Genomic DNA, 16,062 nt, shown 5'->3' with positions numbered 1-16,062 from the left:
TCTACGGATACATTTCCAGATACTCCTTCTCTATCCTGCACGGAATGGGGAGTCTTTTTTCAAGCTCTTTCAGTCCTTTTTCTCTGAAAAGATCGTAGACAACAGCGACCCAGAAATGGACCTTTCCGTGGAGATGCTCCAGTGCTTTCAGCTGGTAGCGGAAGTACTCACCGCTTGCTCCTGTGATTTTCTCAAAACTTTCTTCATCCCAGCCTTTCACACTCACTCTGATTAAAACGTTGAGATTCACAAAAAGATCCACAAGAGAAGGATCGAACCCAAACATCAGACCATTCGTCTCCAGAATGAAGGTGTTGTTCACAAGTTCTATAACTTTTCTCACGTGTTCGGCGGATCTTCTCCCAAGGATCGGTTCTGCCCCGCTGATCCTGAAAAGATCACACTTTCTTTTCTTTGAGATCTCAAGAAGCCTTTCTGCTACTTCCTCTGGTGAGAGAAAATCCCCTGCACGCTTGGGCCTGAGGTTTCTGAAGTAGTTCCAGCAGTAGGCACAGAGAAACTTACATCCTACAGTATCCGCTGTAACGATTCCCCCGTAGTAAAGAGAGTATCTGAATCTATAGTATTTTCGCCTTTCACCCTTCATGACAAGCGATTCCATCTCCATGGCTCTTTGTACCGGATTGAAGGCCATATTACCCCCTCCTTGTGTATAATGTACACGATGATCACAGCCGGTGTGGATGGTACGAGGAGAGGATGGGTGTATTCGATAGTGGAGGGAGACAGGGTTCTCGAGATAGGATTCATGGAACACTTCATGTTCCTGGACTTTCCCACACTCGTTGATATTCCCATCGGTCTCCCGAAAAAAGGCGAGAGAGAGTGCGACAGACTCACCAGAAGGATCCTTTCAAAGAGAGCTGCAAGTGTCTTTACGGTCCCGTGCAGAGTGGCCGTTTATCGAGAAAGCTACGAGGATGCACTGAGAGTCAACAGAGAGTGCCAGGGGAAAGGATTTCCTGTTCAGTTCTGGCACATAGTGGAGAAAGTGAGAGAGGTTGACGTTTTTCTCAGAAGCTATCCAGATCTTTCCGATCAGATCAGAGAATCCCATCCCGAGCTGTGTTTTCTGAGGATATCAAGCAAAATGATGAAATCGAAACACACCAGAGAGGGTTTGAACCAGAGAATCGAGATCTTGAGAGAACATCTGGTCTTCGATGTGGAAAATCTGCAGAGAATTTGCAGAGAGTACAGAATACATATCCACGATGTGCTCGATTCACTCGTTCTTGCACTGGCTCAGCAATTTCCTCTTGAGAGGATACCGGAAGATCCCCCACTGGATGAACACGGCCTTCCCATGCAGATCATTGCACCAGCAAGGACACAGCGTTCGCCGAACCCTGAGTGAGGACGTTGAAAACCTCATTCATGTGAGAAGGATCACTCACATCCACCACAGTCAGGTATCCGTTGAAGTCTGCAATGTAAAGAAATCCTTCATAAAGCCACAGACTCTGAGCCTTTCCTCCACTCGTTGGTATGTGATCGAGAACGAACGGGTTTCCAGGATCTGAAACGTCAATCGTTTGAACACCGAACGCGTAGTCTGCAAGATACAGCACACTATCTGAAACGATCACATCGTAGGGTGTCTGCGATTCGTAGGTCCCCAGAATTTGAGAGAGATCGTTCGCATCGATGATCGATACCCCTTCACCGTAGACAACGGCGTAGATCCTCTCATCTGACACGAAGACACTTCTCACCGTTCCAAAATTCACTCTTTCGAGAAATACAGGATTTGCCGGATTTGAAACGTCCACCACCTTCAAACCTTCATTGTAACAGGCCACGTAAGCGCGGTTTCCTGAAATGTGTACCTTTTCCGCCCAGTCCGCTTCTTCGAGTCTTGCAACCAGCACAGGGGAAGAAGGATCGGTTACGTTGTAAACCAGAAGACCGTTCGTCCAGTCCGCCACGTAGAGATAATCACCGGATAGGTCTACCCCGTAGGCGTAGTGGGTGTTCAGCTGATTCAACTGAACGGGATTTTCGGGATCGCTCACATCGAGAACGTGGATTCCGCTCTGACCATCTGCGAGGAACGCATACTGTCCCGAAACTTCAACATCGAGAGCGCTGTTTGCGAGAGAAACAAAAGAAATACTAACGGGGGTAGCTGTGACGTCGAACACTTCCAGACCTTCCCCGGTTGCCACCAGGGCATAGACCTTTTCTTGAGGCAGAGCCGGTATCATCTGGAAGCATCCAGAAAGGAATAGAAGAGCGAGAATAACAGGAAAGATCGCCTTCATTCTATCACCTCCCTGTGCATTCTACGTCCAGTAGTAAAAGAAAAATGAAAAAACAGTGTAAGATTTATAACTGGAGGGGGGAGATAACATGAAAAGATTTCTGGCAATTCTTTTGATTCTTCCGGTCATGGTGCTTGCGATACATCCTCTGGATCTTCTTGTTCGTGCAAGGGGAAATCCTGTCTACGAGACGATCATTGCAACCACAACCCAGGACGGCGACGAGATATACATATTGAAATCCTACGGCATGAACTGGCAGAACATCCAGTGGTTCCACAGAGTGGGCATAATCCTTCCGTCGAACTTGAATTACAAAGACAGGGCGTTTTTCTTCATAACGGGAGGAAGCAGAAAGGAAGAAAACGAACGCTATTACGATTCGTTTCTGGAAGACGTAAAAGAGAATCTGTGGGTGGCGAAGGAATTCGAAGCACCTTTCATAGTTGTGGGGGACGTTCCAAATCAGCCGATTTTCGGGCTCAGAGAAGATGCCCTGATCGCAGAAACGTTCAAAATGTTCCTCGAGAACCCAGATCCGTTTCTTCCCCTCCTTGTTCCCATGACGTACGGTGTGATAAAGGCCATGGACACGGCACAAGATTTCCTTGAGAAAAAAGGCGTGGAAATCAAAGGCTTCATGGTATCGGGGGCCTCCAAAAGAGGGTGGACCACGTATCTTACGGCGATCTTCGACCCACGCGTTTTCGCCATCGCTCCGATGGTGTACGACAATCTGAACATAGAAGCCCAGCTTTTGCATCAGAAAGAGTACTATGGTACCTACAGCGAGAAGTTGAGAGATTATCAGGAAAGAGGGCTCTTCGAGATTCTCGAAAACGATCTGGGAAAAAGGCTTCTTGAAATTGTCGATCCTTACGCTATGAGATTGAGACTCTCTCTTCCAAAGATCCTTGTGCTCGGCACCAACGACGAATACTGGACCGTGGATTCGGCGAACCTCTACGTGGATGATCTTCCGGGCGAAACCTTTCTATTCTATTCTCCAAACGATCCCCACAACCTGAAGAATGTGAAAGAAATAATAGAGACTCTCTCTTCGTTCTTCAAGATGTACCCCAAACTGCCGAAGGTGGAATTCTTTTACAGGGACGGGAAAATATTCGTTGAAAGGATTCCGGAAATTGTAGACGCGGAACTGTGGTTTGCAAGATCGAAGAGCAGAGATTTCAGAAAGGCGGTGTGGCTCAGACGTGGCGTGGAAGAAACCGATGATTCGCTGATCGGGGTACCTCCTGAAAAGCCTGAAGGTTTTCATCAGGCGTACTTCTTGAGGGTCACTCTCGAAATCAATGGGTTGAGGATGAAGCTTTGCAGTAAGATGATGGTGGAATAACGGGGTGAAATCTTGGGAAAATGTAGTTGGTGAATCTAATAGTCCAGGTGAAGACTCAATAGACTGTGTAGAAGATGAGTTCTCCAGAATCGGTGCAGAGAACAGCGAATTCTTTTTCGGAGATCTTGAAAATCTTCAGAGGATACTTTCCCGTTTTAACCGTTTGAACGACTCTATCGTTTTTTATCAGATATATCTCTTCTGCTTCCACAGAAAGTGCCACCAGATAGTTTTCTATCTCCTCGAGGTAGAGCACAGGGTGCGGCACGTTGATTTGTTTTACGCTTCCGTTTCTGTCAACCACAGAGATAACGGGAGAAACAAGACTGGCAACTGCAATGTCGGGTCCATAGAAGGAAATACCGTAAGCAAAATCGGGAAGGTTTTTCTTCCACACCACCTTTCCGTTCACCAATTTCACGAGCCAGCCGTTTCGGTAGTCAAGGACGTAATCACCGCTTGAACCTTCCACGTAGCGCAGAGGTCGAGAGAGTCCCAGACGAACAGAGGTCATGCTACCGTACCTGAGGTAAATCACATCGGGATCGTCTTCATCTCTCCAATAACAAAGGTAGGCGATTCCTTTCGAAGTTGGAACGAAATAGGTGCTTGAAACTCCTGTTCTGTACCTTTCCACAACTTTGAAGGAACGTAGATCCACTCCAACGAGCGTTCCCTGGGAAAACAACGAAATGTAAAAAACACCGTTGTGGTAAAGAAAGACCGTGGGATCCCCACCAAGAAGAATTTCTCTCTTTCTCTTTCCCGAAGGAGTGAGTTCAACGAATTTTCCCTCGAACATATCAGTAACGTAGAAGTTTCCTTTGAGGTACATACCCCAGACAGGGTAGGAAAAACCTGTGAAACGCGCTGTTACTCTCTTTGAAAGCGCATTCACCGCGACGACTTCTCTTTTCAAAGAATCAACGAGGGTGATGACACCCTCGTTGATCGTTCCTCTCAAAGGATTCACATTGAGATCTATCCTCTCTGTTTCGAGGATTCCCGCGAAAACACTTACGATCAGAGATACAAGTAGCGCTGCAGTTCCCAGTTTGTAACGTAGGTGCTGAATTCCTTCCAATCCTTTTCGGCAGCCTCCACAAATTTTTCGAATATATGTTCTCCCAGTGCATCTATTATAACATCGTCTTTCTTGAGTTCTTCGACAGCCTCTTTCAGTGATCCTGGAAGCGATTCTATGTTGAGTTCTTCCCTTCTCTCAGACGTCATGTGGTAAATGTTTTCTTCAACCGGCGCGGGAGGCTCGATTTTGTTGATGATACCGTCCAGACCTGCCGCGAGGATAGCCGCGAAGGCAAGATAGATGTTACAGGATGGATCGGGTGATCTGTACTCCAATCTTGTCGCTTTTCCTCTTGCCTTTGGAATTCTGATGAGGGCGCTTCTGTTTCCAACTGACCAGGAGATGTAAACGGGCGCTTCGTAACCGGGAACGAGTCTCTTGTAGCTGTTTATCGTGGGATTTGTGACGGCTGCGAGAGCTTTGGCGTGCTTCAATATACCACCAACGAAGTATCTGAGTTCTTTAGAAAGCCCAAGAGGATCGTCGGGATCGTAGAAGGCATTTTTGTCACCCCTGAAAAGACTCATGTGGACATGCATTCCCGATCCGTTCACACCGTAGAAGGGTTTGGGCATGAAGGTTGCATGATATCCGTGGAAGATTGCCATGGTTTTGATGACGAGTTTCACGGTCTGGGCATTGTCGGCGGTTCTCAGGAAAGTGTCGTACCTGAAGTCCACCTCGTGCTGTGAGGGAGCAACTTCGTGGTGCGTTGCTTCAACAGTGATCCCCATCTTTTCGAGAGCTATCGCGATGTCCCTTCTGATCTCCTCGACTTTACTGAGCGGCAGAAGATCGAAATATCCTCCATGGTCAAGAAACTCAGGAACAGGTTCTCCTTTTTCGTTGATGGGAAGGATGAAAAATTCCATCTCGGGACCCGCATACGGTGTGTAACCCAGCTGTTCTGCTTTTTCCATCATTCTTCTTAGTCTGTAACGGGGATCTCCCTCAAAGGGTTTACCATCTGGAGTGTAAACGTCACAGATGACTCTTGCACTCTTTGCACCATCGACCGTCCACGGAAGAACGGCGAAGGTGTCGAGGACGGGCTTGAGGTACATATCAGACTCTTCGATTCTCACAAAACCCTCGATGGATGAACCGTCGAACATGATTCCGTCCTCCCAGGATTCGAGAAAAACATCCGGCGTTATCTCTAAATTCTTCAAGGTCCCGTTGATGTCGGTGAATTGCAGCCTGATGAATCGAACATTCTCCTCTTCGATGATTCTTTTGATGGTCTCAATTGTCATAACAACACCTCCTCTTGAACATAAAAAATCATTGTGGTATAATCAATATCCCAAGACATGAAATGAAGTTGTTTGGGCCAGTAAAAATCAAAAACAACAACCTTTTCTGTCCCCGGGGACAGAGGGGTTTTTTCTTTTTGCATCTTTATGCGTAGAATATAACAGCCGTTTGTGAATTGCAAATTATTTGGAAGTTAAAAAGCGGTTTAGAAATACCTTCAGAAATAAGAACACAGCATATCCTATAGCAAGGCCAAGAGCGCTTCTGTAGATAGAAACCACCAGAGGCGTTTTAACATGACAGAACGTGTTGAACATCGAAACGAGCGCAACGCTGCCAAAACTCTCTCTGAGAAAATCGTATTCTCTGAATCCTTCCAACCAGAAAAACGGGTAGCACACAATTTCCTTGAAACGGGGCCGAACCATCAAAACACTCTCCAGCCAGTCTCTGAACTTTCTTTCAACTTCCAGCACCCATCCCGAATTTCCCGAACGCATAAGATAATAGAAACCCACAGGAATGGCAAGGAAAAGGAGCGGCAGGTACTTTTTCCAGTTTCTTCTGTTCTTCCAAAGTCCTGAAAGAAAGAGAAGCCCGGGAAGAAGTACGAGTGAAAGTTTCACTCCGCGGAAGTCCAGGATACCGTTGAGGTGGTACAGATCGCTGAGACTCAGAGACAGAGAGATCGACAGAAGGAGAAAACTCAACACTTTCAACCATTTCTTTTTCGGCACAAAATACGCCGCCAGTGTACCGGAAACAAAAAGGAGAGACACGAACCATTCCCTTGAAAAAGGCAAAACGAAGACTACAGAGAGAAGCAGAGGATTCAGAGAGGTTATCATAAGAATGGGAGGTATCAAGAAGATCCACTTCGGGAAAGGCGGTTCAGATTCTGGAGGAGCCGGAAACGGTACAACTTTTCCTTTGAAATAACTGGAAAGCCTCTGAACGAGGAGCTCTTTTTCGTCTATGTCCCTTATCCAGAGAACCTCCACACTTCGTTCAAGAACGGCTCTTTTGTACCTGTGAAACAGCGCTTCTTCGTCCAGATTCAGCTTTTCTATCTCTTCGGGTTTCACCGTGTGAACACGAAAGAAGAGGCCGTCTTTCTTCAAAAGTGCGACTTTTCTTGCGAAATCGTAAGATGGATCGAACTCAACGATCCCAAGCCATTTTCCTTTCAATTTCTCTGCCAATTCTTGAGGCTCCCAGAAGAGAGGTTCACCTTTGAGAATCACGATCTCGGCTTCCGGTGGCAAATCTTTTCTGCTCGAAAGGTCAAAGAGAACCACTCGCTTTCCATCGATCATGTCGTCGAACAGAAAGGAAAATTCCATCCCTTTCCTGTCATAAGCCACCCTTTCTGGAAGAAAGAACACGATGAGAACAACAGAACTCACCAGAAAAATGAGAAAAAGACTATTTCTCAAGTTTGTAAACTTCTTCACCCACCATCACCTCGACTTCTTCCCTAGTCCAGCCGTAGATCAAACTCCCTTTCAGGGAGAGTCCGCCGATCTGGATTTTCCTTTTTGGTCCCAGATACACGGGAACGGGCCTTTCTCTCACAATCACTCTGTGTGGTCTGTTCACCACAAAGAAAGCGGTACTCGTGTTACCGAAAGTATCCGTAGCCTTCACAAAGACAACATGATGCCCATCTGGTATCTTCTGGGCTTCTCTTCCATCGCAGATGTATTCAACTCGAAAAGAAGAAGCGTCTTCTATCTTCTCCGGAGAGAGAACGAGTGGAGGAGTGGTGTCTCTCACATCGATCTCCATTCTCAAAAAGTTTCCGGATTCATCGCAACCGATAAGGTGATAGACACCAGGAAATTCTGGAGAAAACACAGTGATCTTTTCTCCAGTTGATGGAAGAAACCAGTTCACAAGAGGTGGTAGAATGAGGCTCTGGCCGAACTCAACAGAAGATTGGTACGATCTTTCCGCGAAAGAAACAGGAAGAGCTTCGAATGAGAGACTGGTGGATTGTCCCAGAGAATCCACCACTTCTACTTCGAGCTTTGTGGCTTCCGTGGTTTGGTACCACAATTTGCCTTCCCTTCCATTCCAGAGTGTGACGAAGGTAGAATCGTCAGTCACATTCAGAAAGACCACCGTTCCGATAAGAGGATGCCACACCTTTGAATATCTCACCTCAGGAGGCTTTGGAGTGACGTCTATGGTGCCTTCTATTCTCCTTGGAACCTCAATTTTTTTGAAGAAGAAGGAAAGATAGTACTCGAGCTTCTCTTTTGTAATAGATCCCTTTACAACGACCCTGTCGCGTGAAAAGACTTCAACGGGAAATGCGTCGTAAACGAACGTGAGATCTGTGCTTTCAAGAAGCTCGGCGAAAACATCCTCGGGAATTCGGATATCCCCCACATCGACTCCGATCGTCACACCGTTGCTCAGGACAAGGGTCGTGCTGTCTGGAAGATCAATGGTGATACCCCGAACCTTCGGAGGAGTGTAAATTGTCTCAAGAGAGGCTTTGAAGGGTTCCAGGTCGCGTGAAGTTTCAAAAGGGAAAGTTCTGTTCGTTAACGAAACGATGCCGGTGTTGTTGTAAGTGTTGAAGAGCACTTCCTTAGAAAACAAAAGAAGAGACGAGAGAATGAGAATCAGGAAAGAAATTCTTCTAACCATTCATCACTCCTCTCTTCTAAAAGGTTCAGAACGCTGAGAAGATCATCTGGAAGGGGTGCCCTGAAGTCCTTTTCCTCCTCAGTCCACGGATCGATGAACTTCATTCTATAGCTGTGGAGGAACTGTCTTTTTAAACCGTATCTCTTTCGAAACTCTCTGTTGAAATGTCTGTCACCGTAGGTGTCGTCTCCCACAACGGGAAAACCTATCTGCGAAAGGTGTCTTCTTATCTGATGCTTTCTACCCGTGTGTATCTTCACGCGGAGAAGCGAAACATCTTTCAGAGGTTTCACCGAAACGATCTCAGAAACCGCTTCCTGCCCATCGAGAGGAATGGTGATTTTCATGTTGTTCTCTGGAACTCCTCTTACGAGCGTGACGTATTCTTTCTCTATGTTTCTGCCCTTGAACAGTTCCGTGAGAATTCTCGCGGCCTCTCTGTTTTTGGCAACAACGAGAAGCCCAGAGGTTTCTTTGTCGAGTCTGTGAACGAGAAACGGTGAAAACCCCTTTTCCTGACCGTAATAAAGGAGTCCTTCTATCAACGTCGCAACATGAACACCTTTTCCTGGATGTATGGCTATGTTCGGTGGCTTGTTCAGCACAAGGTAGTGATCGTCTTCGTAGAGCACGTCGAGTTTCATGGGAACTGGTGTGAGGTCTTTCTTCTCAGATCTCTTCGGAAGATTTTCCAGATTCACATACCGGAGCTCTACCACGTCTCCTTCTTCCAGATCGAAAGAAGGATCCTTCACGCGTTTTCTGTTGACATACACCTTTCCCTTTCTGATGAGTTTGTATATCACCGAAAGGGGTACGTCTTTCAGCTGGTTCCTCAGAAATTTGTCCAGCCTTCTGTAGAAATTCTCCCTGGTGACTTCCATTCTCATGACTTTTATTTCTCCTGAACGATTTCGTTTTTCTCGTTGAGAACGATCGTTTTCGCTTTCACAGGTTTGTCACTGAAGGTGAAAGCCATGATGATCACTCTGTCACCTTCTTCACCGAGTCTTGCGGCTGCACCGTAGAGGTTTATCTCACGGCTTCCCCTCTTTCCCTTTATGACATACGTTACGAATCTTTCGGCGTTGTTGACGTTCACCACCAGTACGAGTTCTCCCTCGCTGATGCCCGCTTTTCCCATCAGCTCTTCGTCTATTTCTATGCTTCCTTCGTAGTAAACTTCTTTTCTCGTGATCGTAGCCATGTGAATTTTGGACTTCAGATATATGTTCAGCATCGTTTCACCCTCCCGAAAGATTTTATCATGCAAAGATATGTTATGATTTTACAGAAACACTGGAGGTGGGAAATATTTACAAGCGATTCGCACGAGTTTTTCACGAGGGGCCGTACACATCGTTCTCGAGAAGAATAGCGAAAAATTTCGCCAAGATTCTGGAAAACTTTCATATTCGAGGAAAAAAAGTGCTGGATGTGGCCTGTGGAGAAGGAACATTCGCTGTGGAAATCGCCAAGCAGGGCTTCAAAGTGGTGGGAGTTGATCTTTCATCCGAGATGCTGAAGTTTGCCAGAAAAAGAGCAAAGGAAGAAAGCATCTCTGTGGTTTTTTTGAAAAAAGACATGAGAGAACTCGATTTTCACGAAGAATTTGATATCGTCACCTGCTGGTTTGACAGTCTCAACTATCTGCTGGATTACAAAGATTTGAAGAAAACTTTTGAGAAAGTTCATGAAGCTTTGAAAACAGGTGGAGCGTTTCTTTTCGATATGAACACCGTTTATGGACTTCTGATGGCCAATCAGGAAGGCCCCGTGTACATTCAGCAGGATGGAAAGGATATCTTCGAAGTTCAAACTATAGAGTTCGATCTGGAGGAATCCGTCGCCACCTTCTATGTGACCGTTTTCGAAAGAAAAGAAGAGGAGCTGTGGGAGAGATTCGATGAGATACACAGAGAAAGAGGCTACAGAGTGAAAGAAATCGCGTCTGCACTGAGTGAAACGGGCTTTGTGTTTTCTTTTTATGAAGATCTCCTCAGCAAGTCACCTCTGACCAGCTACAGTAGAAGACTGTGGTGCGCTGCGAGGAAGGTGAGCGCAGGATGAGACACAGAGGCGGGAGAGGATTCCGAGGTTGGTGGCTTGCCAGTACCATCCTTTTACTCGTAGCGGAGAAACCTTCTCATGGATACGAGCTCGCAGAGAGGCTCGCAGAGTTTGGTATTGAGATACCTGGAATCGGTCACATGGGCAACATTTACCGTGTACTCGCCGATCTCGAAGAGAGCGGGTTTCTCAGCACCGAATGGGATACAACGGTCAGCCCCCCAAGAAAGATTTACAGGATCACCCCACAGGGAAAACTCTATCTCAGAGAGATATTGAGGTCTCTGGAGGACATGAAGAGAAGAATAGAGACACTCGAAGAAAGAATAAAGAGAGTGCTTCAGGAAGAGTAGAGTTCTTTTTCTATACGGGCCAGCTCTCTTTTCACTTCTTCTGAATCTATGGTCGGGTACTCTCCATCGAAGTAGATCCACTTTCCAGCAACCATCGTGGCGAAAACTTCACCGCTGAAAGCGTGAACGAGGTGGTTCTTTATGTTCTGGACTGGAAACATTTCAGGGAGATCGAGGTCTATTACCACAAGATCGGCGTTCCAGCCTTCTTCAATCTTTCCGCTTTTGAACCCCATCGCTTGGGCTCCATCGTACGTCACCATTTTCAAGCATGTGTTCACATCCAGATTGCGCGGATTCTGTGCTTTCTGAAGAAGACTCGCGAGCCTCATTTCGAAGAACAGATTCAGAGAGTTGTTGCTCGCCGCTCCATCCGTGCCGAGGGTGACCTTCATCCCATGCTCTATCATTCTCTGAACAGGTGCTATTCCGTTTCCGAGTTTCAAATTGCTCGCAGGATTGTGAGAAACGAAAAACGGAATATCTTTCAGAACACCGAAATATCTCTCGGGAAGATGAACACAATGAGCTGCGATGGTCTTCACTTCTTTCAACCCGATGTTCAAAATGTCCTCCAGATCATACTCTTCTTTGGAGGTTTCATAGAGATGAATCGTCACTGGAGCGTTCAGAGACTTCGCAGTGTCGAAGACTCTCTTCAGGTATTCTTCAGAACAAAGGTAAGGTGAGTGAGGACCGAATCCAACGAAAATCCTCCCCTCAAAACCGTTCCACTCGTTGTAGAGTTTCAAATTCTCCTCGAGTCGTCCTCCATCGTCCCCATTACTGTCCACAAGTCCCCGTGTCAAGAGGGCTCTCATTCCAAAATCTCTGACTGCCTTTGCAATCCACTCCTCATGAAAGTACATATCGACAAAGCCGGCGATACCATGTCTTGCCATTTCCATCTGGGCAAGGATCGTACCGTAGTAGGCCATCTTCTCTGTCAATCTGTCTTCTATGGGAAGCACCTTAGAGAAGAGCCACTCTTCGAAACTGAGATCTTCCGCGACTCCTCTCAGAAGAGTCATCGGCGCGTGAGTGTGCGTGTTGAAAAGAGCCGGCATGACGAGTTTGCCGGAGAGATCCAGATCGACCTTCACTTCTCCCTGTAACACTCGTTTTATCGTGCCGTTTTCGATCTCTACGGCTCCCCAGAAAGGTTCAGAAGAGAAATCTTTCAGTATCAGGCAATTTCCTATGATCATTTCTCCCGCCCTTTCCACAAAGCGAGAAGAATTTCGAGAGAGTTGAGATCTCCCACTATCTCTCCCTTTTCATCGACAACCGGCATCTCCTGTATATTGTTGTCGATCATCAGCTTCAAGGCTTCTTCCAATGGTGTATCCATGTGAACGTATACAGGATCCAACATTATCTCAGATGCGTTCTTTGCTATCAATCTTTTCATCGAGGAGCGAATGAGCTCTTCCTTTGGAATGAACCCGAAAAAGTGAAAACCAGAAACCTTCAAAAGGTGCATGACAGGGATCATTCCAACGAGTTTGTTGTCTCTCGCAACATAAACGGTTCTTGTGACGGGATCCTCCAGTATCCTGTCGACGATTTCTTCTATAGGAGTGTCTTCCTCTACAACTGTGGGCTTCAGAGAAATCAATTTGCAGACGTCTTTCACTTTCATGATCTCACCTCAATATCTGATCAACAAATAGACTCCTGACACCAGAAGACTGAGTATGAGCACGGGAAAACCTATCTTGAAATACTCCCAGAAGGTTATATGCTTTCTGTCTGCTATGAGAGAGGTTCCTACCACGTTCGCGGATGCACCGATTAGAGTTCCATTTCCTCCAAAGCACGCTCCCAGAGAAAGAGCCCACCAGAGGGGTCTCAGATCAGAAAACGTCTCCGGAGCCAGAACCGCGAGTTTCTTTATCACTGGAATCATGGTGGCAGTGAACGGTATGTTGTCAACGAAAGCGGAACTCAATCCAGATATTCCCAGAACAGATATCAGAGTGCTTTCCATTTTTCCCTTTGAAAGCCTGATGACGAGTTCTGATATTCTTTCGAGAACTCCGGCCTCTTCAAGGGCACCAACAACAAGGAAAAGACCTATGAAGAAAAAGATGACGCCCCATTCGATCTCTTTGAACACATCCTCTATATCTTTTTTCTTTAAGAAAGCAAGCGAGAGGAAGCCAGCAAGAAGGGCAACCTCGAAACTTTCAAGTCCAAGTGGTTTCTGAAGAGAAAAGAGAACAAGAACGACCAGAGTCAGTATTATGGAAAGATAAAACAGCTTTTTGTCAACGATGGCCCTACGGGGATCGAAGTCTTTGACCACTTCCACCGGTATTTTTCTGAATATGACCCTTCTGTAAACAGCGGAGAGAAAGATCAGGGTAACGATGAGGGTCAGAACGGCAGCGGGTGCAACGTTGACCACAAAATCGAGGAAATGAAGTTTCGCCGCGGAAGCAATCATGATGTTTGGAGGATCTCCTATCATCGTTGCGGTACCACCTATGTTCGAAGATATGATCTCCGATATCACAAAGGGAACGGGATCCAGATCAACCGTGTCGCAAACTACCAGAGTTACAGGAACGAACACCAGTATCGTTGTTACGTTGTCCAAAAAAGAGGATAAAAGAGCCACAAGAGTGTTAATTGCGATGAAAAAGAGAAATACATTTCCACCTGAAAGTTTCACCGAGTAAAGCCCAAGGAAGTGAAATAAACCGCTTCTTTTTGTAACGGACACGAAGATCATCATTCCTATCAAGAGAAATATCGTGTTGAAATCCACATACCTTACCAGTGCTTCGATGGGATCTTTGAACACAAGAAAGAGGGCGGCGCTCCCTCCGAGCATGGTGATGACCGCTCTGTGGTGTTTTTCCAGAATGATGAAGAGGTATACTATTATAAAGATCAGAAGTGAAACAACGGCATCTTCGAACAAAATATCTCCCCCGGAGGTAAGAGATCGATGAAGAAGATGTTTCTGTTTATCTTTGCTATTATACCCCTGGTTTCTTTCTCTGTTGTAACCCTCGATTTAAGTATGTTCAGTACCGAAGAGGCTTCTTCTGTTCTTGCGGATGTTCAGGAGAAAATTCTGGAATTTCTACCGAAAGAAGCGACGATCACAAACTCTTCGACGGCGACGTTTTCGATGACGTTTTTCCTCTCCTACAACGCAACGGACAACCTCTATGTGGGAGAATGGAAACACGGAAATGAAGTTGCAAGGTACGAGTACAATCCCAGGGGCTACAAATATTACAGAGACTTCGTGATGGAGTGTGCCTCTTTTCCCCTGGAGAAGGTCTCTTTCTATCTCTTTTCCAAAAATGAGTTTCCAGATGCATTCCGGCTCACCTATCATCCCGCACTCGATGAGTACAGCGATTTCTCCAGTGAGTATTTCGTTTTCTCCTCAGAAAGGCTTTCTGGAAACAGGAATCTGTTTCTGATCGACAGAAAAAATGGAGATCTTCTTTCCCTGCCTGTGTACGGTAGCAGCGAGTACTTTCCGAGGATATCCCTGGATCAAAAGTACCTGCTCTTTCAGGGTTCACTCCATGGAAACTGGGGCATATACTACATGCCGATCTCAAAAGATTATTCCTCGAAGATAAAACTCATCTCACGGGGTAGATTTGCGGCGTACAATCCCAATTGGCTCGACGAAAACACGATGGTGTACGTTCAGGAAGATGCCACCTCGAATCATCTCGTTGTGAAAGATCTCGTAACGATGAGGGAAAAGACGTACGATCTTCCGTTCGACTGGGTTTTCACACCGGCCAAGGGAAATCAGGGTATCGTGTTCGTGGGACTCAAAGAGTCAAACTTTGGGATATACGAACTCCTTCCGGATGGAACGGTGACGGTTCTGGAAAACAGTCCTTACAACGAGTTCGATCCGGATGTGTTTGGAAATTACCTGATTTTCTCCTCGAACAGGGACGGTGTTTTCAGGATATACGCAAAGGATTTGGAAAGTGGGAAAGTCTGGTGCCTGACGGAAAAGATCCCTTACGATGCGTTCTATCCTGCGTTCTCTGAGGACGGAAAGTTGGTGGCTTTCTCTGTGTACGAAAAGGGTAGTGAGCCAGACATCTGGATCGTGCGCTTCAGAGTTCCTCAGGATTGATGTTCTTTACGACATGGACCCTCTTTATGAAACCACCCGATCTTTTCAGTTCCTCGAGCTCTTTTTTCAAGCCGGTGGAAAGCTCGCCGTTCGTGAAAATTCCAACTTCCGTGGCACCATAAATATAGGCCGCCGCAACGAGTTCCTTCACGACCTCTTTCTCCACCGTAGAGTTTCTTCTCTTCACCTGGAAAACCACTGTGCTTCCTCGTCTTTTCGCAACGATATCTGCCCCAAAATCCTTACTCTTTCGCGTTGTTCTCACCGATCTAAAACCGTGTTCTTTCAGATATTCTCTGGCGAATTCCTCGAACCGATATGGATTCTTGAGACCCGCCTCGAGAAGGTTTCTGAGGTCTTGTTTTCTCCTTTTCTTCCCCCATTGCAGAAAGAGAACAAGAAGGCTAAAAGACAACAGACTCAAAATGATATAAATCATGCACTTTCACCTTCGTTTTGTGTATTTTCGAATTTCTTCTCATTCTTTCAAACGCTTCCAGAGATTCCTTCGTGATGGAAGAATAAGCTACCCTGATGTCACGTGTTCTGTTCGTGTATGCCATGTAGAGGATTTCTTTCACCACATCGAAGTTCACGCTGCCCACACAGATGATGATCTTTCTGAGACCTTTTTTGATCAGAAACACTTCACAACCGCTCACTGTTTTATGAGAGATCTGGTATCTTCTGCCTTCGTAGTACCTTTTTACAGTTCGGCAAACAGTTTCAACATCGACTTTTTTCCTTTTCTCGATCAGGCTCAGGATGAAAACGATGAAAATAACGACTGCTGTGAGAACGATCCCGAGCATTTTCACCTTACCACCCCACCCAGAAATACATGATATCATTTGAAGATGGAGAAGGGA

At 46.1% G+C, this 16,062-nt stretch carries 18 protein-coding genes; 5 read left to right on the top strand and 13 right to left on the bottom strand.

Features of this window, described 5'->3' with window-relative positions; translation table 11 throughout:
* Position 1: 1 nt before the first annotated feature.
* Entirely contained in the window at positions 2-655 is a 654-nt protein-coding gene (locus tag TM_RS04845; RefSeq protein WP_004080614.1) for a radical SAM protein, read from the bottom strand.
* A 69-nt stretch (positions 656-724) separates the two neighbouring features.
* On the opposite strand from TM_RS04845, the gene TM_RS04840 reads away from it, so the two are divergent.
* Positions 725-1,378: a DUF429 domain-containing protein gene (locus tag TM_RS04840; RefSeq protein ID WP_004080615.1), complete on the top strand. Its 654-nt coding sequence runs from the start codon at positions 725-727 to the stop codon at positions 1,376-1,378.
* On the opposite strand, the gene TM_RS04835 is transcribed toward TM_RS04840, so the two are convergent.
* Positions 1,335-2,285: an LVIVD repeat-containing protein gene (locus tag TM_RS04835; RefSeq protein ID WP_004080616.1), complete on the bottom strand. Its 951-nt coding sequence runs from the start codon at positions 2,283-2,285 to the stop codon at positions 1,335-1,337. The two genes, TM_RS04840 and TM_RS04835, sit on opposite strands and share 44 nt — an antisense overlap.
* A gap of 88 nt (positions 2,286-2,373) precedes the next feature.
* Between TM_RS04835 and TM_RS04830 the strand changes: the two genes are divergently transcribed.
* On the top strand, positions 2,374-3,642 hold the full coding sequence (locus TM_RS04830) for a PhoPQ-activated pathogenicity-related family protein (RefSeq protein ID WP_004080617.1): 1,269 nt from the start codon (positions 2,374-2,376) through the stop codon (positions 3,640-3,642).
* Positions 3,643-3,697: 55 nt separating this feature from the next.
* Here TM_RS04830 and TM_RS04825 read toward each other — a convergent pair whose 3' ends face one another.
* The 6 genes from TM_RS04825 to panD all read right to left on the bottom strand — a co-directional run bounded on the left by TM_RS04825 (position 3,698) and on the right by panD (position 9,884).
* Positions 3,698-4,726 (bottom strand): hypothetical protein, encoded by a 1,029-nt coding sequence (locus tag TM_RS04825; protein ID WP_004080618.1) that lies wholly within the window; start codon positions 4,724-4,726, stop codon positions 3,698-3,700.
* Complete coding sequence (gene glnA / locus TM_RS04820) at positions 4,666-5,985, bottom strand: type I glutamate--ammonia ligase (RefSeq protein WP_004080619.1); 1,320 nt, start codon at positions 5,983-5,985, stop codon at positions 4,666-4,668. Before glnA ends, TM_RS04825 begins: the two co-directional genes overlap by 61 nt.
* Positions 5,986-6,168: 183 nt before the next feature.
* Complete coding sequence (locus tag TM_RS04815) at positions 6,169-7,440, bottom strand: DUF5693 family protein (protein WP_004080620.1); 1,272 nt, start codon at positions 7,438-7,440, stop codon at positions 6,169-6,171.
* Positions 7,412-8,644: a hypothetical protein gene (locus TM_RS04810; RefSeq protein ID WP_004080621.1), complete on the bottom strand. Its 1,233-nt coding sequence runs from the start codon at positions 8,642-8,644 to the stop codon at positions 7,412-7,414. The genes TM_RS04815 and TM_RS04810 overlap by 29 nt, the downstream gene beginning before the upstream one ends.
* Positions 8,620-9,534 carry an RluA family pseudouridine synthase gene (locus tag TM_RS04805; protein ID WP_004080622.1) on the bottom strand — a complete coding sequence of 305 codons (915 nt, stop codon included), beginning with the start codon at positions 9,532-9,534 and terminating at the stop codon, positions 8,620-8,622. Before TM_RS04805 ends, TM_RS04810 begins: the two co-directional genes overlap by 25 nt.
* A gap of 5 nt (positions 9,535-9,539) precedes the next feature.
* Positions 9,540-9,884 (bottom strand): aspartate 1-decarboxylase, encoded by a 345-nt coding sequence (gene panD, locus TM_RS04800; RefSeq protein WP_004080623.1) that lies wholly within the window; start codon positions 9,882-9,884, stop codon positions 9,540-9,542.
* Between the two features lie 65 nt (positions 9,885-9,949).
* Here panD and TM_RS04795 point away from each other — a divergent pair, with 65 nt between their 5' ends.
* Positions 9,950-10,714 carry a class I SAM-dependent methyltransferase gene (locus TM_RS04795; protein WP_010865221.1) on the top strand — a complete coding sequence of 255 codons (765 nt, stop codon included), beginning with the start codon at positions 9,950-9,952 and terminating at the stop codon, positions 10,712-10,714.
* The gene (locus TM_RS04790) at positions 10,711-11,067 is read left to right on the top strand and encodes a PadR family transcriptional regulator (protein WP_004080625.1); all 357 of its coding nucleotides are present in this window, start codon (positions 10,711-10,713) and stop codon (positions 11,065-11,067) included. The genes TM_RS04795 and TM_RS04790 overlap by 4 nt, the downstream gene beginning before the upstream one ends.
* On the opposite strand, the gene mtaD is transcribed toward TM_RS04790, so the two are convergent.
* The 3 genes from mtaD to TM_RS04775 are packed head-to-tail and all read right to left on the bottom strand — an operon-like array spanning position 11,055 to position 13,996.
* Positions 11,055-12,275 carry a 5-methylthioadenosine/S-adenosylhomocysteine deaminase gene (gene mtaD, locus TM_RS04785; RefSeq protein ID WP_004080626.1) on the bottom strand — a complete coding sequence of 407 codons (1,221 nt, stop codon included), beginning with the start codon at positions 12,273-12,275 and terminating at the stop codon, positions 11,055-11,057. The two genes, TM_RS04790 and mtaD, sit on opposite strands and share 13 nt — an antisense overlap.
* A complete protein-coding gene (locus TM_RS04780; protein ID WP_004080627.1) occupies positions 12,272-12,709 on the bottom strand; it encodes a CBS domain-containing protein in 438 nt (145 codons plus the stop codon). The genes mtaD and TM_RS04780 overlap by 4 nt, the downstream gene beginning before the upstream one ends.
* Before the next feature lie 9 nt (positions 12,710-12,718).
* A complete protein-coding gene (locus tag TM_RS04775; RefSeq protein ID WP_004080628.1) occupies positions 12,719-13,996 on the bottom strand; it encodes an ArsB/NhaD family transporter in 1,278 nt (425 codons plus the stop codon).
* 27 nt (positions 13,997-14,023) lie between these two features.
* Here TM_RS04775 and TM_RS04770 point away from each other — a divergent pair, with 27 nt between their 5' ends.
* On the top strand, positions 14,024-15,193 hold the full coding sequence (locus tag TM_RS04770; RefSeq protein ID WP_004080629.1) for a TolB family protein: 1,170 nt from the start codon (positions 14,024-14,026) through the stop codon (positions 15,191-15,193).
* Here TM_RS04770 and TM_RS04765 read toward each other — a convergent pair.
* Both TM_RS04765 and TM_RS04760 read right to left on the bottom strand, forming a co-directional pair.
* Entirely contained in the window at positions 15,174-15,632 is a 459-nt protein-coding gene (locus TM_RS04765; RefSeq protein ID WP_004080630.1) for a restriction endonuclease, read from the bottom strand. The two genes, TM_RS04770 and TM_RS04765, sit on opposite strands and share 20 nt — an antisense overlap.
* The gene (locus TM_RS04760) at positions 15,598-16,005 is read right to left on the bottom strand and encodes a hypothetical protein (protein ID WP_004080631.1); all 408 of its coding nucleotides are present in this window, start codon (positions 16,003-16,005) and stop codon (positions 15,598-15,600) included. Before TM_RS04760 ends, TM_RS04765 begins: the two co-directional genes overlap by 35 nt.
* Between the last annotated feature and the right edge of the window lie 57 nt (positions 16,006-16,062).

This window comes from Thermotoga maritima MSB8 (genome assembly GCF_000008545.1).
Lineage (GTDB): Bacteria > Thermotogota > Thermotogae > Thermotogales > Thermotogaceae > Thermotoga > Thermotoga maritima.
Note: the sequence above shows the minus strand (reverse complement) of the source record. Positions and strands in the feature narration are given on the sequence as shown.